Annotated in this window: 14 protein-coding genes; 9 read left to right on the top strand and 5 right to left on the bottom strand. The window is 64.4% G+C overall.

Going from position 1 to position 18,367, the window contains the following annotated elements:
- Positions 1-32: 32 nt before the first annotated feature.
- Both R2834_17210 and uvrB read right to left on the bottom strand, forming a co-directional pair.
- Positions 33-1,232 carry a helix-turn-helix domain-containing protein gene (locus R2834_17210; protein ID MEZ4702076.1) on the bottom strand — a complete coding sequence of 400 codons (1,200 nt, stop codon included), beginning with the start codon at positions 1,230-1,232 and terminating at the stop codon, positions 33-35.
- 54 nt (positions 1,233-1,286) lie between these two features.
- Positions 1,287-3,347 (bottom strand): excinuclease ABC subunit UvrB, encoded by a 2,061-nt coding sequence (gene uvrB, locus R2834_17205; protein MEZ4702075.1) that lies wholly within the window; start codon positions 3,345-3,347, stop codon positions 1,287-1,289.
- 124 nt (positions 3,348-3,471) lie between these two features.
- On the opposite strand from uvrB, the gene R2834_17200 reads away from it, so the two are divergent.
- From R2834_17200 to R2834_17165, 8 genes are all read left to right on the top strand, one after another.
- Entirely contained in the window at positions 3,472-5,451 is a 1,980-nt protein-coding gene (locus R2834_17200) for a tetratricopeptide repeat protein (GenBank protein ID MEZ4702074.1), read from the top strand.
- Between the two features lie 12 nt (positions 5,452-5,463).
- Positions 5,464-5,853, top strand: coding sequence for a response regulator (locus R2834_17195; protein MEZ4702073.1), 390 nt, complete (start codon positions 5,464-5,466; stop codon positions 5,851-5,853).
- Positions 5,854-5,954: 101 nt separating this feature from the next.
- On the top strand, positions 5,955-7,370 hold the full coding sequence (locus R2834_17190; GenBank protein ID MEZ4702072.1) for an adenylate/guanylate cyclase domain-containing protein: 1,416 nt from the start codon (positions 5,955-5,957) through the stop codon (positions 7,368-7,370).
- A gap of 13 nt (positions 7,371-7,383) precedes the next feature.
- Positions 7,384-8,529 carry a SpoIIE family protein phosphatase gene (locus R2834_17185; protein MEZ4702071.1) on the top strand — a complete coding sequence of 382 codons (1,146 nt, stop codon included), beginning with the start codon at positions 7,384-7,386 and terminating at the stop codon, positions 8,527-8,529.
- A 35-nt stretch (positions 8,530-8,564) separates the two neighbouring features.
- Entirely contained in the window at positions 8,565-9,047 is a 483-nt protein-coding gene (locus R2834_17180) for an asparaginase domain-containing protein (protein MEZ4702070.1), read from the top strand.
- Positions 9,048-9,272: 225 nt separating this feature from the next.
- The gene (locus R2834_17175; GenBank protein ID MEZ4702069.1) at positions 9,273-10,187 is read left to right on the top strand and encodes a D-hexose-6-phosphate mutarotase; all 915 of its coding nucleotides are present in this window, start codon (positions 9,273-9,275) and stop codon (positions 10,185-10,187) included.
- Between the two features lie 424 nt (positions 10,188-10,611).
- Positions 10,612-11,199, top strand: coding sequence for a hypothetical protein (locus R2834_17170; GenBank protein ID MEZ4702068.1), 588 nt, complete (start codon positions 10,612-10,614; stop codon positions 11,197-11,199).
- A gap of 25 nt (positions 11,200-11,224) precedes the next feature.
- Complete coding sequence (locus R2834_17165) at positions 11,225-11,995, top strand: hypothetical protein (GenBank protein ID MEZ4702067.1); 771 nt, start codon at positions 11,225-11,227, stop codon at positions 11,993-11,995.
- A 21-nt stretch (positions 11,996-12,016) separates the two neighbouring features.
- Here R2834_17165 and R2834_17160 read toward each other — a convergent pair whose 3' ends face one another.
- Together R2834_17160 and R2834_17155 are read right to left on the bottom strand one after the other, a co-directional pair.
- The gene (locus R2834_17160; GenBank protein ID MEZ4702066.1) at positions 12,017-12,496 is read right to left on the bottom strand and encodes a hypothetical protein; all 480 of its coding nucleotides are present in this window, start codon (positions 12,494-12,496) and stop codon (positions 12,017-12,019) included.
- A gap of 313 nt (positions 12,497-12,809) precedes the next feature.
- On the bottom strand, positions 12,810-14,075 hold the full coding sequence (locus R2834_17155) for a threonine synthase (GenBank protein ID MEZ4702065.1): 1,266 nt from the start codon (positions 14,073-14,075) through the stop codon (positions 12,810-12,812).
- Between the two features lie 377 nt (positions 14,076-14,452).
- Here R2834_17155 and R2834_17150 point away from each other — a divergent pair, with 377 nt between their 5' ends.
- Complete coding sequence (locus R2834_17150) at positions 14,453-16,885, top strand: protein kinase (GenBank protein MEZ4702064.1); 2,433 nt, start codon at positions 14,453-14,455, stop codon at positions 16,883-16,885.
- Here R2834_17150 and R2834_17145 read toward each other — a convergent pair.
- Positions 16,872-18,314, bottom strand: coding sequence for a PQQ-dependent sugar dehydrogenase (locus tag R2834_17145; protein MEZ4702063.1), 1,443 nt, complete (start codon positions 18,312-18,314; stop codon positions 16,872-16,874). The genes R2834_17150 and R2834_17145 overlap by 14 nt on opposite strands.
- Positions 18,315-18,367 lie beyond the last annotated feature (53 nt).

The following is an 18,367-nucleotide window of genomic DNA, read 5'->3' as shown; positions in this document are numbered from 1 at the left end:
CCCGTCGTCCGCACCCGTGGGACTGGACGTCATCATGTGTCCGTTCCAGCGGGATTGTTCGCGTCGGCGGCGCTGGACTCCCGGTCCCGGTACGCGGATGGCGACCGTTGCGTATGTTTCTTGAAGACCGCGTTGAACGAGGATTTCGAGTTGAAGCCGGCATCCAGTCCGATGGCCAGCACCGTCAGGTGCGCGCAGGCCGGGTCGTCGAGCCGTTCCTTGGCCTCGCGGACGCGGTATCCGTTCACGAAGTCGTAGAAGTTGAGGCCGAGCTGGGTGTTGAGGACCTCGGTGAGGTTGTGCGGGGAGATGTCGAGCGCGCCGGCGAGGTCGACCAGGGTGAGCTGGCCGTTGCGGTACAGCCTGTCCCGCTCCATGACGGCGCAGAGCCGCTCCTTGATTTCCCGCGCGGTGTCCGGCTCCATGCCGGATTTGGCGTAGCTGGGTTTGTCCGGGTTCGCCGGCCCGGCGTGGGTCGGCGTTTCGGGGGGCGGACTCTCCTTGGGCAGGAGGATTTCGGGCTGACGCAGACCGAAATAGCCGATCAGGTACACCATGACGGCCAGGGCGATCAGGGCGATGTCGTCGTGGATGGTCGAGGGATCCATCCCTACGGGGTGTTCGGCGGTGGGTTTGCCCACCAGGTAGAGTACGAACGAGAGCACGAGGAGGAGGACAAAGCCGTAGGTGACGTTACGCACCCAGTTGAGCTGGACGTGGTCGAGCATGGAGTGGGTCCAGCGGATGCGCCGGCGGTGCCGGCGGATGAGGACGAGCACCCAGCCGATGTACAGCGCGCCGAAGCCGATCTTGAAGGGGGCGAGTGCGCCGGCCAAAATCAGATACCGGTTATGGTCCGGGTGCATCATGTCGGCGAGCTTGGCGGCCCCATCCAGCCTGTAGAAGGGGACCATCACCAGGAGCGCGAGGAGAAAGGGGAGGAAATGCAGGTAATCGATACGGCGCAGCGCGTGCGCCGGCGTGGTGAGGGTCCGGGCATAGAGAAACCAGAGGGGGCCATAGAGGAAGCCGATGCCGGCATCCAGCCCGATGAACTGGGGCGCCTGCTGGTCGAGGCCGGCGGTGTGGTACCAGGCTGTCACGAGGTCGACTGAAAACGCGATCATCGCCAGGGCGAGCAGCCGATTCGGGGTCGTTCGAGGGCTTCGGCTGGCCAGGATGGCGGCCAGAAACAGCCCTTGCGCCGCACCGAGGATGTAGACGATGGCCATGGTGAAGTCAGGACGTGGCGATACGCGATGGGCGAAGGGTTGTGTACATCGGGCTCATCGCGCGTTCATCGCCGCCTCCATCTGGGCGATGTTGTCGCGGAGTTCGGCGGCGCGCTCGAACTTGAGGTTTTCGGCGGCTTCGTTCATTTCCTTGCGGAGCTGGGCGATAAGGTCGCGTTTTTGATCCTCGGTGAGGTACTTGACCACCGGGTCCGCGGCGATCGGCAGGTTCTCGTCGCTGCCGTAATAGCGCGAGCTGACGCCATCTTCCTGGTCGGCCTTTTCCTCGGCGATGACGGTGCCCCGGAGGATCTCTTCGCGCGACTTGAAGACGGTTTTCGGGATGATGCCATGTTCTTCGTTGTAGGCGAGCTGGATCTCCCGCCGGCGCCGGGTCTCGTCCATCATCCGCTGCATCGATCCGGTCACCGTATCCGCATACATGATGATGCGGCCCTCGGCGTTACGGGCGGCGCGGCCGGCGGTCTGGATGAGCGAGCGGTCGCTGCGCAGGAAGCCTTCCTTGTCCGCGTCCAGAATGGCCACGAGCGCCACCTCGGGGAGGTCGAGGCCTTCGCGGAGCAGGTTGACACCGATCAACACATCGAAGACGCCCAGCCTCAGGTCGCGCAGGATTTCGACGCGTTCGAGGGCGTCGATATCCGAGTGCATGTACCGGACCTTCACGCCGAACGAATCCAGGTATTCGGTCAGGTCTTCCGACATGCGTTTGGTGAGGGTGGTGACCAGCGTGCGCTCGTTGCGTTCGCTGCAGCCCCGGATTTCCTCCAGCAGGTCGTCGATCTGCCCTTTCGACGGCCGCAGGATGATCACCGGGTCGGGGATGCCGGTCGGCCGGATGATCTGCTCGACAAACACGCCGCCGCACTGCTCGAGTTCGTAGTCGCCCGGCGTGGCGCTGACGTAGATGACCTGTTTCTGCTTGGCCTCGAACTCCTCGAAGGTCATCGGGCGGTTGTCGAGCGCCGAGGGGAGGCGGAAGCCGTGTTCGACGAGCGTGAGCTTGCGGGCCCGGTCGCCGTTGTACATGGCGCGGACCTGCGGGACGGTCACGTGGCTTTCGTCGATCACGAGCAGCATGTCGTCCGGGAAATAGTCGAACAGACAGTACGGGCGTTCGCCGGGCTGGAGGCCGGAGAGGTGCCGGGAGTAGTTCTCGACGCCCGAGCAGTAGCCGACTTCCCGCAGCATCTCGAGGTCGAACATGGTGCGCTGTTCGAGGCGCTGGGCCTCGACGAGCTTGCCCATCTCGCGCAGGACGGCGAGGCGCCAGTGGAGTTCTTCCTCGATGGACGCGAGGGCCCGGTCGAGCTGTTCGCGCGGCGTCACAAAGATTTTGGCCGGGTAGATCGTCAGCAGCTGCATCTCCTCGATCGTGTTGCCGGTCAGGGGTTCGAAGCTGGTGATCTTTTCGATTTCGTCTCCCCAGAACGAGATGCGGTAGGCGATGTCTTCCAGATACGCCGGGAATACTTCGACGATATCGCCCCGGACGCGGAAGGCGCCGGGTTCGAAGGCGATGTCGTTGCGCGTGTAGAAGATGTTCGACAGCTGGTGGAGCAATGCGTTGCGCTCGATCTCCATGCCGGTCTGCACCTGCGCGATCTGGGCGCGGTACTCGTCCGGCGAGCCGAGGCCGTAGATGCAGGACACGCTCGCGACCACGATCACATCCGGCCGGCCCGACACGAGCGCGCTCGTCGCCCGGAGGCGCAGGCGGTCGATCCGCTCGTTGACCGACATATCCTTCTCGATATAGGTGTCCGAATGCGGGATGTACGCTTCGGGCTGGTAATAATCGTAGTAGGAGATGAAGAACTCGACGGCGTTGTCCGGGAAGAACTGCCTGAATTCCGCGTACAGCTGGGCGGCCAGGGTCTTGTTGTGGCTCATGACCAGCGTCGGGCGATTCAGGTTCTGAATCAGGTGGCTGATCGTAAAGGTCTTGCCGGTGCCGGTGGCCCCGAGCAGGGTCTGGTAGGTGTCGCCCCGCAGGACGCCGGTGGTCAACTCATCGATGGCGCGGGGTTGGTCGCCGGTGGGCGAAAAGCCGGCCTTGATTTCGAAGCGGCGTGCGGCGTCGTCGGCGGACATAGTGAAGGGCTTGAAAGGTCGATTTTTAAAACGGCTGTACATGGCGATCGCGTCGGGCGACTCGGGGATCTAACATACCCCGGTAGGTTTTCGTAAGTTGCGTATCCTCAATCATGAGAAAGGCATGGAAGCCGAAAATACCAGCGCACTCGCCGCGGCGTGGAAGGACCTCCTTCATGCCGACCTGCCGGCTCCCGAGAAGCGGGCCGAGCTGCTCGCCTTCGCGGAACGGAGCGTCAACGATGCACCGCGTCTCGCACTGACGTGGGTGCCCGAGCTGATCGAACAAGCCCGCCTCGCCGGAGATCCCCATCCGGAACGCGACGGGTACTGGCTCCGGTCGATGGGGCACCACATGCTTTCCGAATACGACGAAGCGATCGCCGTTCTCCGCGAGGGGGTGGACATGGCGCTCGCCTGGAACGACGACGAACTGCTGGGGCAGATGTACGCCGGCTACGGCGGCGTGTACCTGAGCCTGGGCGATTTCGAGCAGGCGCTCTCGTACGGGCAGCAGGCCATGCGCTTTTTGAAGGACGGCGAGCACGCGGTCTATCGCGGGTGGCTCGTCCACGGTTTTGGCGTCGGGTATTTTGAGCTGGGGGACACCGAGCGCGCCCGCGCCTATTTCGAGGAAAGCCTCGGGATTTTCGAGGCGAACCACTATCCCGTCGGCATGGCGCGGGCCCTCATCGGGCTGGGCAACATCTGCCACAAAAACGGCCAGCACAAGGAAGCGATCGGGCACCTCGAACGGGCGATGGGTCTGTTTCGGGAAGCCCGGAATGTGACCGGCGAGGCGCGGGCGCAACACGACACGGGCGTCGTGCTGATGGATGAAGGACGGTTCGACGAGAGCGAACGTTTTCTTCTGGAAAGTCTGTCGGTCCGCCGGCAGGTGAACAACCAGCGCGCCGTGAGCACCAGCTTGCTCAGTCTCGGCCGTCTCTACGCCCGCACCGGCCGCTTCGACGAGGCCGAGACCGCGTTTGCGGACGCCCTGGCCATCGCGGACGACCTCGGCGTGGAGACCCGTAAATTTGAGGTACGCGAAGCCCTGGCGCGCCTCGCCGAGGAGCGGGGCGACGTCGCCGGCGCGCTGCAGCACTACAAGGCCTTCCAGGAGGCGAAGGAACGCGTGTTCGGCGACGAGCTGCGGGTGCGATTGAGCCGGCTGCAGATCCGGACGGCCATGGAGCAGTCGGAGAAAGAAGCGCGATGGATGCGCGAGCGGAACGAGGCGCTGCTGGAGCAGAACGAGCGGCTGGAGTCTCTGCTGGCGGAGCTGAGAGCGGCCCAGGAGCAGCTGGTACAGAGCGAAAAAATGATTTCCCTCGGGCAGCTGACCGCCGGCATTGCCCATGAAATCAAAAACCCGCTCAATTTCGTCAACAATTTCGCGGCCCTCTCCGTCGAACTCGTCGATGACCTCATCGCCTTCATGGACGCCCACGAAGGCGACACGATCCGAGCGACGCGGGACGAACTGGAGGAGCTGCTGACGGATTTGCGCAGCAACGCCGGCCGGATCCAGCAGCATGGCAAACGGGCCGACCGGATCGTGCACGGAATGCTCCAGCACGCGCGGGGCGTCTCGGGCGAATGGCGCGAGGTCGATCTGAACGGGTTGATCGAGGAGTACGCCGGTCTCGCCTACCACGGCGCCCGGGCCCGGGATATGTCGTTCAACGTGACGCTGGAAAAATCGATGGACCCCGCCATCGGACGCGTTCGTATGGTGCCGCAGGATATCGGCCGTGTCATCCTTAATTTGCTCAGCAACGCGTTTTACGCGGTCTCGGCCCGGAAGGCGCTCGGCGAGGCGGGGTATGAACCGCGCGTCCATCTTTCCACGTGGCTGGACGGCGATTTTGCGGTCGTTCGCGTGGAGGACAACGGCGCCGGCGTTCCCGAGACGGTTCAGGCCCGCATCTTCGATCCGTTTTTTACGACCAAACCGCCCGGCGAAGGAACGGGCCTCGGGCTCTCGCTCAGCTACGATATCGTCACCCAGGGCCATCGCGGCATGCTTCGCCTCGATACCTCGGGCGCCGAAGGGGCCGCTTTTGAACTGGCGCTCCCCGCCGGCGACGCACCATCCTGAATTCCGTAACCGATGACCCCACCGTTCAACGTGCTCGTCGTGGACGACGAGGAAGACATGCAATGGCTGTTTCGGCAGCATTTCCGAAAGGAACTCAAGGCCGGCACGCTGCGCTTTCATTTTGCGCTGTCCGGCGAGGAGGCGCTGGCCTATATGCGGGGGCGCGACCATGCCGATATCGTGCTCGTTTTGTCCGACATCAACATGCCGGGCATGACCGGGCTGGAGCTGCTCCGTACGCTGAAGGGAGAATTTGCCGACATCCCCGTGCACATGATCACGGCCTACAGCGATGAGCAAAATTACCAGTCGGCCCTGAAGTACGGGGCCGACGGCTACCTGACCAAACCGATCGATTTCTCGGAACTGAAACAGATGATCGCGGCGGCGATGCCGCGTTGAGTACCCCCGGTAGCGCTTGGCGTCGCCCGTAGCGATTTCTCACGGCATCGCGCGCGTGGGAGACGAGACCGCGATCGAGGCTCCCCGTTTGCCGCACACCCATGGAAACACCGACCAAAATATTGCTGGTGGACGATGAGCCCGACCTCGGGGATCTCATCCGGCAGAAATTCCGCAAGGAGATTCGCGCCGGCGCGTACGAATTCGTCACGGCGCACGACGGGTACCAGGCGCTCGAGGCGTTGCAGAACGATCCGGACATCGAGATCGTCCTGACCGACATCAACATGCCCCGGATGGACGGGTTGACGCTGCTGACGCACATCCGCCGGCTCGAGCGGCTCCTCCAGGCCGTCGTGATTTCCGCCTACGGCGATCTCGACAACATCCGGCAGGCGATGAACCGGGGCTCGTTCGACTTCCTGATGAAGCCCATCGACCTGCTCGACCTCGAGATCACCATCAAAAAAGCGATTCAGACGGTGGAGGAACGCCGGCGTGCCGTCCATGTCCGCGAGACCTTCGGGCGGTACCTGTCCGATGAGGTCGCCTCGGCGCTGCTCGACGACCCGGACGCCTGGCGGCTGGGCGGCGAAAAACGCCTGGTCACCATCCTGATGTCCGATCTGCGCGGGTTCTCGAACGTGTCGGAGCGGCTCGCGCCCGAGGTCGTGGTCGACATCCTCAATACCTATCTCGGCAGGATGGCCGAGGTCATCGCGGCGTACCAGGGCACGATCGACGAGTTCATCGGCGACGCGATCCTCGTGATTTTCGGCGCCCCGCTGCAGCGCCCCGACGACGCGTCGCGCGCCGTAGCCTGCGCCCTCGCGATGCAAAGGGCGATGGAGGAGGTGAACGCCGTGATGGCCGCGCGCGGGTGGCCGGCGCTCGAGATGGGCATCGGCATCAACACCGGCGAGGTGGTGGTCGGCAACATCGGCTCGCGGATGCGGGCGAAATACGGCGTGGTGGGGAGCCACGTCAACCTGACCGCCCGGATCGAGTCGTACACCGTCGGCGGGCAGGTCCTGATCGCGGAAGGGACGCGCTCGGCCGTGGGGGGCGCGCTGGCGATCGGCCGGCGCATGCAGGTTTCCACCAAGGGGTTTTCGGAGCCCGTCGCGATCTACGAGGTCGAGGGCATCGGGGCTCCCTTCAACCTGTCGCTCGAAACTCACGCCGATCAGCTGGCGACGCTGGCGGAGCCGGTCGCGCTGCGGTGTACGGTGCTGGATGGAAAACATATGACGGGGGCCGCGATGGAAGGCGACCTGCTGGCGCTCTCCGGCCGTACGGCGCTCATCCGGCTTGCCGAGCCGCTGGACGTGCTGGTCAACCTGCGGATCGAGCTGGATCTGGAGGTGGCCGGCGCGCGGCTGGCCGGAGACCTGTATGCGAAGACGACCGAGGTCGATGCCGCCTCGCGAACCGCCACCCTTCGATTCACCGCGATCCCGGAAGACGTGGCCGCCGCGTTGCGCGTGCTCGCCGACGCGGCGCCGCATCCCCGCTGAACAGAGAGCCTCCATGCCGTTCGCTATTCTGGTTGTTGACGACGAGCCCGATCTTGAGGTGCTGATCCGCCAGCGGTTTCGCAAGCGGATTCGGGCGGAGGAGTGGACCTTCCATTTTGCGCAGAACGGTTTCGAGGCGATGGAGGTGCTCCAGAACGAGCCCCAGATCCAGCTGGTGCTCACGGATATCAACATGCCGGGCATGGATGGGCTTACGCTGCTGGACCGGCTCCACGGCATGGATCGGCTGCTGAAGGCGGTCGTCGTGTCGGCGTACGGGGACATGAGCAACATCCGCGTGGCGATGAACCGCGGGGCGTACGATTTCGTCACGAAACCGGTGGATTTCGACGATCTGGAGCGCACCATCGACAAAGGGGTGCGCGAGCTGCTGGTGTATGGCGAGGCGCTGAATGCCCAGCGCGAGTTGCTCGGCCTTCAGAAAGAACTCTCGGTGGCTCGCCGGATCCAGCGCGCCTTTTTGCCCGCCGACCGGTTCGAGCACGCCCGCTACACGGTCCATGCCTTTCTGGAGCCGGCGCGGGAGGTCGGCGGCGACTTTTTCGACTACTTCCCCCTCGGAGACGATCGCCTCGGACTGGTTGTCGGGGATGTCTCCGGCAAAGGGGTCTCGGCGGCGCTGTTCATGGCCATCACACGGACGTTGATCCAGGCCGTGGCGATGCAGGGCGGGGCGCCGGGTCAGATGCTCGAGCGCGTCAATGCAATGCTGTATCCCCAGAGCCTGTCCGAGATGTTCGTGACGGCCGTGCTGGCGGTGATCGACCTGCGCGACGGCACCGTCACGTATGTTACTGCCGGCCATCATGCGCCATGCCTCGTCAACGCCGCCGGAGAGGCGACGATGCTGCCGCGCACGCAGGGCATCGGGCTGTGCATGCTTCGGACGTTCACGTACGCCGAAGCTACCGTCCGGCTGGCCCCGGGCGATACGTTCTTTTGCTACACGGACGGTGTCACGGAGGCCTCCGATCCCGCCGGCGCCTTTTTCGAGGAAGCGCGTTTGATGCCCTCGCTGGGCCGGCAGGGCGGTGGCGAGGCCATCGTCGCGTCGGTCCGCGGGGCGCTCGCCGCGTTTACGGCCGGCCACCCCTCGTTCGACGACGTGACGGCGCTCGCCGTGACGTATCGGGGATAATCCGCAAGAAACACAACGCAGATCCTGCATCGCGCATGGAGATCAAGATATTCACCACGGGCGGCACCATCGACAAGGTGTACTTCGACGCGAAAAGCGAGTACGCCGTCGGCGATCCGCAGATCACCACCATCCTGAACGACGTCGGCGTGTCGGTGCCCTACGCCATCGAGCGTCTTTTTTCCAAGGACAGCCTCGAGATCACGGACGCCGACCGGGCGCTGATCCTCGATCGCGTGTCGAAGGAAAGCATCGGGCATATTCTGATAACGCACGGGACCGATACGATGGTAGATACAGCCCGAGCGCTGGAACAGGTGACGGGAAAGGTGATCGTTCTCGTGGGCGCGCTGAGTCCGGCGCGTTTCAAGCACAGCGATGCCGAGTTCAACATCGGCTTCGCCTTCGCCGCTGTACAGGCCATGCCACCCGGCGTGTACATCGCCATGAACGGGCGCATCTTTTCGTCCGGATCGGTCCGGAAAAATCGCGAGATGAATTGTTTTCAGGCGATTTGATGCGGCGCCCGATAGCGGATGGCCCATCGCGGCGCGGCGTGTCCTCACGAGGCCGAGGCATCGCCGCCGCCACCCCGATTTTTTAGCACGCCGGCACTCCGGTCGATACCCGAAAGACGTTTCTGCCCGCGGGGCATACGTCTGCAGGGGTGCCGGCCGCGTTCCGTTCCTCGCTCAGCTCCTTCCCCCCGGGTTCACGTTGTACCATTTAACCCGGACGTTGTCGTGCAGTCTACTCTGGAGATCGATCAGCTCAGTGCGCGGTTCGCGCTGGGCCGTCAAATCATGTTTGTGGAAGGCCCCGGCGGTCTGCCGATGATTGAACTGGCGCACGATCAGGCGCGCGCGACGATCTCGCTGCTCGGAGGGCAGGTGCTCAAGTTTCAGCCGGCCGGCGCCGAGCCGGTGCTGTGGATGAGCGAAAAGAGCCTGTACGAAGAGGGCCGCGCCATCCGGGGCGGCATCCCGGTCTGCTGGCCCTGGTTCGGGCCGGCGCCATCCGACGAGTCGCTGCCTAACCACGGATTCGTGCGCAACCGGTTGTGGGAGGTTCGCGCCACCCGGATCGTCGACGGCGAGGCCGCGCAGCTGCGCCTCGGGTTGTCGGACGACGCCGAGATGCTGCGGATGTGGCCGCATCCGTTCGACCTCGAACTCATCATCACCGTCGATTCCGCGCTCACGGTAGAGCTCGTGGCCCGGAATACCGGGCATTTCACGTATGTCTGCGGCGGCGCCCTGCATACGTATCTGATCGTCGGCAACGTGAAGGATGTGCTCGTGCATGGCCTCGACGGCGTTTCCTACATCGACCAGCTGCGGCCCGAGGCGCTGAAACAGCAGGACGGCCCGATCCGCTTTTTCGAGGAAACGGACAATATCTACCTCGACACCACGGCAGCCTGCGTCCTCGAAGACCCGAATCTCCATCGTCGGATCGTGGTAGAGAAGGGGGGGAGCAAATCCACCGTCGTCTGGAATCCCTGGATCGCCAAGTCGCGCCGGATGGCGGACTTCGGCGACGACGAATACCTGGAGATGGTCTGCATCGAAACGGCCAACGCCGGCCGCGACCTCGTCTCGGTCCCGCCCCGCGGCCAGCACCGGCTCAAGACGACGCTGCGGGTCATGCCGTTGTAACGCCGGCGGGGCCGGCGTTACGGTTCGAGGTTCGAGGTTTAAGGTTCGAGGTTCGAGGTTTAAGGTTCGAGGTTTAAGGTTCGAGGTTCGAGGTTCGAGGTTTAAGGTTCGAGGTTCGGGGGACGGGGTCGGGGTTGAGATTCCGGGGTTAACGGTTGGTAGAGGGGGGCTGATGCTTTTCGAGCGAGGCGCTTCGAACATCCACCATAAACCTCGAACCCAATCCCCCGCTGTCTGGCTTTGTGGCTGCGGCTTGCCTACATTTATAGACGCTTACATAAGCTCAAACGCCCTTAATCGTCGATAAAGGGCGTTTTTGCTGGTCGGCATGGTCTATGGATGAACGAGGTATGGCAAAAAAACACAGCCGGGTAGAAGATACCCCCGAGACGCATACGACGGGGCTGTGGGTGTCCGGTAGCATATGACGGCAAAACGGGCAGACCCTGCCAACGAACCTCCGGCGGCGCTGCGGGAGGCGGATTGGGACGATCTCGTCCCCCGTCTGCGCCTGTGGGCGCACCATTTTCACCGACGCTACCTGTCCCAGATCCGTGCGGCTCCCTCACCGGACGATCTGGTGCAGGAAGCGATCGTGAAGCTCTACACGGGTCGCCGCCGGCTGCCGGACGATGTGCCGTTGTTGACCGTGCTGATCAACAACATCCAGAGCGACATCTGGAATTTCCTCACGCGAGAGGGCTACACCCGTAAAGACAGCAAGGGAAAGGGGCGCAAGGGGTGGGGCCGGCATGTCGGTCTGGAGGAATGGATGGCCGACACGGGGCGGTCTTCACTCCCGTCCGAGACGGCGCGGCGCCACCTGCTGGGCCTCATCAGGAAACGGTTCGGCGAGGATGAACTCGTGCTTCGCATGGTCGAGCTGCTGTTCAGCGATCCGCTCCTGATGCCGCGCGACCTCGCTACCATGCTGAATACGTCTGTTCTTGAAATAAACAAAGCGCAAAAACGCCTCAAACGGGGCGTTCAGTCCTGGAAGGACGCCCTCTGACCCCACCCGAGACCCGGTACGCCCCATGGCAAAACGATCGAATCGAAGCAAAAAAGACGAAGCGGCGCCCGATGCCTCGGCCTGGCTGGAAGAGCGGATGGACGACGGGTTGCTCGACCTGGATGTGCTGGCTTCGATGCCGATATCGGACGTCCATGCCGCGTTAAAAGGCCTCGGGGCGGAGGACGACGGGTTTACGGATTCGATCAAGAAACGTCTGGCCGAACTCGACGCCCGGCCGGCTCCGGCCGCGCGCTCGGCCCGTTCCGCAGATCGCCCGGCTGCTTCGCGTCAGCCGGCGGCCGCGCCGGCGCGGCGCTGGGCGCGTCTGTTCACGCTGCGCAGCGCGCTCATCGTTTCAGCCGTGGTGGTGATCGCGGTTATCGTCGGCCCGCTCGTCATCCGCCAGGTGGACAGCCTCAGGGGACTCGAGCCGGCGTATGCCCCCGAAGTGCCGGCGGCAGACACGACGGTGCAGGAGCCGACTACGTTTCAGGGGCCGGCGTCCAGCGAGCCGGATCGCGGCTTTCGGTACATCGTGACGGGGCTGGGACGTGTGGCGTTGAGCACGCCGCTGCCGGAGAATCCGGGATCGCTCGTGGCGACGTATGAGATGAGTTTGCGCGTCGACGCGTCGGGCAACGTCGTCAGCCTCGAGATCGTGGACGGGACGGAAGATCCGTTCGAGGCGGCCGTTATGGACTCGCTGCTCCGCTGGCGTTTCGAGCCGGGCCGCGAGCGCGGCAAGACCCAGGCGGGCATGGTGACGGTGATGTACGCGCCGATCCGGCGCTGAGGGCATCCGGGGAGCGGTTGGTCAGGCGGCATTGCGTCCTTCGGCCCGCCGGGGCGATGCGGCCGGCGGCGGCGCGCCGCCCATCAAGGTGCGCCCCACGAGCATACGCAGCTCTTCGACCAGCACCAGCACTTCGTTGTACATGCCTTGCTGGGCCGGCGTGAGGGCATCGTAAGACGTCGTCAGTTCATCCGCGAAGGCTTCGCCCAGCTGATCGACGAGCGCGTCGATGGAGCGGGTCAGGTCGGTTTCACGCGTGCCCAGGATTTGCTCCAGCGCCTGTTGATGGCGCGAAAGTTCGTCGAGGATGGAGGCCATCGAGCGGTCGCGGAAGAGAACGCGTGTCGCGCCGTCGCCCACCGAGGCGCTGGTGCGCAGGCCGCGGGTCATCGGCGTTTCTACGGAGCCGGTATGCGCCGGCGGTTGTTCCGCCGGAGTGGCGCAGGCGCTCAATCCGAGGATGAGGACGGCGAAGGCGCAGGAGGTTGAACGATATAACACAGGCGTAGGTGCTTGCAGCGTGGATAGGTCGCGCAGCGGGCGTGTCCCGCAGGCGAATGGTTATTCTATCCGGGCCGGTATTTTTGCCGTCGGGGCGGCTACCTGTCCTGTTCAATCGACACCGCTGTAGCAGCGCGGGGGGAGCTGCGTGCCATTCGGTGTATTTTGCCGGCCGTCAGGTTCTTGGACAACCTGATGCATGAAATATGCCCGCTGCCTGCGGGGGCGCAAACTTCACAGGAAGTGCATGGCGATGGCGGGCCGCAATCGCCGTCCATCGCAGCCGATGCTTTAAATCCGTCGAAACGAGCGGTCAGGAGCGGATATCCTGGCGGAGCAGGTGGCGAAGATTCGGGAGGTACTTTTCGAACGATCCCGTGTTGAAAGTAACCACGCGGTCGCCGGCGCGGATGACGCCGCGGTCGACGAGGGAAGGAAGTGCCGCCAGGCCGGCAGCTCCTTCCGGGCTGATCCACCAGCCCTTGGTCTTGAACGTGTGGCGGAGGGTTTCCTCGATGGCCGCTTCCTCGATGCCGAGGGCGCATCCTTCGCTCGCGTAGAGGATCTCCAGCACCCGGAAATGCCCGACGCCGCCGGGCACGTTGAGGCCGGTCGCGAGCGTGTCGCCGGCCTGGACCGGCTCGGCGTCCCCGAGGCCGGCCTCGAAGGCGCGAACGAGGGGGGCGGTGCGGGCGCTCTGGACCGATACGATGCGCGGCCGCCGGCCGTCGATCAGGCCCAGCGCCTCGAGTTCGTCGAACGCCTTCCACATCCCCAGAATCCCCGTCCCGCCGCCGGTGGGGTAGACGATGACGTCAGGCAGCGACCACGCGCCGCCGGGCTCGGCCGGCTCGGCGAGTTCCAGTCCCATCGTCTTTTTGCCCTCGATCCGCCAGCCCGGCTCCTGAAACGTGGCGACGCTGAAATAGCCTTCCGGGAGATACCGTTCCTTGACCCGAAGACCTGCCTCGCGGATCGTGCCCTTGACGAGTTCGAGGTGCACGCTCGGGTAGATCTGGGCATAAGCGGCGACCTTGCCGAGGATCGGCATGGGCGTGTCGTCGGGCATGACGATGGCCACCTCCAGGCCGGCGGCGCGGCCGTATTCGGCCAGGGCGTCGCCGGCGTTGCCCTGGGTGGGGACGGCCAGTTTCTTCAGCCCGAGCCTGCGCGCCATCGAGACCGCCATCGCCATCCCGCGGTCCTTGAAGCTTTGCGTCGGGTTGCGGCCGTAGCCGGGGTAGGCCCGCCCTTCTTCCTTGACCTGGAGGCGGAAGCCGGCTTTTTTCGCGAGGTCGTGGTCGGGGTACGCCAGCAGGGGGGTGTATCCTTCGCCCAGGGTGACGATGTGCCGGGCGTCGTCCGGGTCGGCGATGTCCAGCGGCAGCAGGCTGCCGAAGCGCCACATGTCCTTCCGCTCGGGGTGGTACCAGGCGCCGTCCGGCTTTTCGCGCCGGATGCGCTCGACATCCAGGACGATCTCGACCGGCCGGTTGTCGACCGGGTCGAGGTTCATGACGGTGTCGGGCGGGTATTCGGCGCCGGAACGGATGCCGCGCAGGCAGGAGGCGTAGCCCATAGGGGGAGGGTGCAATGGGGAAGGACCCCGCTTAAAAGAGGGAGGGGAGCCGGCGTTCCGGCTGGCGGGCGGTCCGGGGCCAAATTTCCGTGCAACGTCCTTATTTCGCCGGCCGAGCGGTCGCAGCGCGCGGAAATCGAACCGGCGAACCTTCTGGAGACGTAACGCCGGCGTGACGATCGAATCAACAGCGGCCGTATGCCTGGCGGACGGCATGGTCCCGCGGGATTACGCTCCAGCCAAAAAGAACCGCAGCGTTTGCAAAAACATGGTTACAACGCGAAATTAACCTTCCCGATGCGACTACGCCCCCACCAACCCTGTCCCACATGCGTGGTGATCGCGAGAAAGCCCTTATCGTGCTTCTGGGAGAAGCCTTGTCTCTACCCGTAGAGCAGCGGCTGCGTTATGTGGATGAAGTATGCGGGGACGATGACAGCTTGCGCGAGCGGCTGCTCCGGCTCGTCCAATCCTCGGAAGAGGCGGAACAGGAGCAGTTTTTTGACAAACTGGGGCAGGAGGTACCGAATGCATTGCGACCGACGGAACCCTTCCGCAGCGGCGACCGCGTCGGTCAGTATGTGATCGAAGACCTCATCGGACGCGGCGGCATGGGGGTCGTCTACCGTGCGAAGGATCTCACCCTGCAGCGCACGGTGGCGCTCAAATTTCTGAACGGCCCGATGCTCGTGATCGACGAGGCACGGCAGCGGTTCTTGAACGAAGCGAGGGCGGCAGCGGCGCTCGATCACCCCAACATCTGCACGGTCTACGAGATCGGCGAGAGCGACGGGGCGCCGTTTATCGCGATGGCGCTGGTCCAGGGGAAATCGCTCAAGCGGTTGCAGCAGGAGCGGACGCTCGACCTGCCCGAGGCGCTGCGGCTCGCGATGCAGGTGTGCGACGGGCTCGTCGCCGCACACGAACGGGGTGTCGTGCATCGCGACATCAAGCCGGCGAACCTGATGATCAGCGATCACGGCCGGCTCGTCATCACGGATTTCGGACTCGCCAAGATGCCCGGAGCGGAGGATCTCTCGAAGTCGGGGACGACCCGGGGGACCGTCGCGTACATGTCGCCCGAGCAGGCACGCGGCCGTGACGTCGATCCCCGCACCGACCTGTGGTCCTTCGGCGTGGTCATGTACGAGATGATCGCCGGTGCGCGTCCGTTCGAGGAGAAGAACGAGTACGACACCATCCAGGCGATCATCAACGACCCTCCGAAACCGCTGGAACGGCTCCGTCCGGAAGCGCCGCGCGAATTGCGGGAACTCATCTACCGGCTTCTCGCCAAAAAACCGCGCGATCGGTATCCATCGGCGCAGGATGTGCTCGTCGATCTTCGCAGCATCGATTCATCGCTCCGGCTGCGGAAAGAGATCACGCGCAGCGCGAAGCAGCTGCCCTCCATCGCGGTGATGCCCTTCGTCAACATGAGCACCGACCCGGAGGACGAGTTCTTCTGCGAGGGGCTTGGCGACGAGTTGATCAACGGGCTGTGCAGCCTTTCGGGGCTTCGCGTGGCCTCGCGCACGTCATCCTACTCATTCAAGGGACGGGGGCTGGAGGTCAAGGAAATCGGGCAGCGGCTCAACGTCGGTCACATTCTGGAAGGCAGCGTGCGCAAGATGGGCATGCGGGTGCGCCTCATCGTGCAGCTCTCGGCAGTGGAAGATGGCTATCACCTGTGGTCCAGCCGCTACGATCGCGTGATGGAAGATGTGTTCGACGTGCAGGACGAACTGGTGAAAAGTATCATCGAGGTGCTAAAGGTCAAGCTCCTCGACACCGAGATCGAGCGGCTCACTGGAGGCACATCCACCGACCCGGAAGCTTACGAAGCCTACCTGAAGGCGAGGTTTTACTGGAATCGCCGCACCAAGCAGGATCTCGAAGCGGCGATTTCACTCTCCGAGCGGGTGCTGGAGATCGACCCGGCGTACGCCGGCGCGTATTCCTGCCTGTCGGACAGCCTCATTTTTTGCGGGCTGCACGGCTACCTCCCCGGTCACCAGGTGTATCCCCGGGCGAAGGCGGCGGCCGAAAAAGCGATCGAGTACGCTCCGGAGCTTGCGGAGGCGTATTCGTCGCTGGGGCTGGCGCGGGTGTTTTGCGACTGGGACTGGCAGGGTGCGGAACGCGCCAGCCGGAAGGCGTTATTGCTGAGCCCCAATTCTTCGTCGGGGCATTCCCTCTACGCCGGCTTTGTCCTCGGCGCGTCCGGGCGGATGGAGGAGGCCATCAACGAAATCAGCATCGCCCAGCATAAGGATCCGCTCTCCTTCGTGATCCACACCGTCGCCGGCGTCATTCACTGGCAGGCGCATCTGTACGAGAAGTCGTTCGAGTGGGCCAACCGCGCGCTCGAACTGAATCCCCGCTACTGGCTGGCTCACGCCCTGCAGGGCCTGGTGTACGAGCAGTGGGAGCAGTACCGCGAGGCGATCGCATCTTTCCAGAAATCCATCGAACTGACGGGCACCCGCACCTCGACCCTGGGGCTGGGGATGCTGGGCCATGCGTACGCTCTGGCCGGCGAAGCCGATCGCGCCCGGGTCATCCTCGCCGAAATTGGCGCACCGCGGGACGATCGGTACGTCTCGCCGTTCGATTGTGCGCTCGTTCATGCGGGGCTCGCCGAGATCGACGACGCGTTCCTGTGGCTGGATCGGGCGGTGACCGAGTGCTCGAGCTGGACCGTGCTTGCTGCCGTAGACCCGCGATTTGCCGAACTCCGGCGCGATCCGCGTTTCGGGGATATCACGCGTCGTATGAAGCTGAGCGCATGGCGCCTCAGCGCCGGATAGTCACCCGGCTCTCTATCGCCGCGCCATCCACCCTCAGGCGGACGAGGTACGCGCCGTCCGCCACGCGCTGGCCGGCGGCGTCGAGGCCGTCCCACGCCTCCACATGGGACCCGGCCGGAAGCACGGTGTATCTCAGCAGCCGCACCTCGCGCCCCAGCATATCATACACGGCCAGCGAAACCGTCGCCGTTTCTTCGATGCGGAAGGGGATGGTGACCTGCTCGCTGAACGGATTGGGATAGATCGGGTCGAGCGCGAAAGCCACCGGGCGCACCTCGGGTTCAACCGGGACGCCCAGGGTGGCGACGAAGCGGTAGATGCCGCCGTCGAATCCACAGATGTACAGCTCGCCGGCTTCCGACGTGCCGAATGCCGGAATGTTGAAGGGCGCCTGGAGCAGCGGCGTGACCACGGCCGGCGCGGTACCGTCGTACGACAACGCCCAGATCTGGCGGGAGACGTGGTCCCCGAAGATGTAGCGCCCCACCAGCTCCGGGTTGCGGGTGCCGCGGTAGACGTGGCCGCCGGTGATGGACTGCCCGACATCGTGCCCGTATTCCCATATCGGCGGCGTCAGGGTTTCGGGCGGAACGGACGAATCTGGTTCGAAATCCAGCGTGCCCTCCATCAGATCCCACCCGTAATGGTTTCCTTTCTCGATGATGTTGACCTCTTCACGCCGGCCCTGTCCCACGTCGCCGGCCCACAACCAGCCCGTGACCGGGTCGAAGCTCATCCGCCACGGGTTGCGGACGCCATAGGCGAAGATTTCAGGCCGAAACTCGGCGTGGCCGGCGAAGGGGTTGTCCGCCGGGATGCCATAGGGTTCGGCTTCCGTCGAGGCGTTGACGTCGATGCGCAGGATGGAGCCGAGCAGCGTGCGCGGGTTGCGGGCGTTTTCGTCGGGGTCGCCGCCGTCGCCGCCGTCGCCCAGACCGATGTACAGGTAGCCGTCGGGTCCGAACAGCAGCTGGCCGCCGTTGTGGTTGCCGTAGGGCTGACCAATTTCCATGATGATGCGTTCGCTTTCGGGATCCGCCACGTTCGGATCGGCGCCGACGGTGTAGCGCGCGATCACGCTGCGACGTGGATTGGGCGTCGAGTAATAAACAAAGAAGTACCCGTTGGTCGCGTAGTCGGGATGGAAGGCGAGGCCGAGAAGGCCTTCCTCGTTTTCCCGGCTGAGTTTGTCGCCGATGTCGAGGAATACGCCGGCATCCGTCGCGGCCTGATCGTCCGGGAAGACACGGACGCGGCCCTGGTGCTGCTCGACGACGAAGATCCGGTTGGATCCGTCGCCGGCGTGCTGGAAGTCGACGGGGCGATCAAACGAAAGCGCGGGGAACGCGCGCTCGACGGCGGTCTGGGAAAATGCGGGGGCGACGCCGGCAAGCGCCAGGAGCAGGAGGGCGGCGAAGCGGTGATTCATGAGTCTGGAGCGCTGTGATGGGGTGTGGGGATGCCGGCTCAAACCCCAAGATT

This window comes from Rhodothermales bacterium (assembly GCA_041391505.1).
Taxonomy (GTDB): Bacteria; Bacteroidota; Rhodothermia; order Rhodothermales; family JAHQVL01; genus JAWKNW01.
The sequence above is the reverse complement of the archived record's forward strand: the minus strand, read 5'-3'. Positions and strand labels throughout refer to the sequence as shown.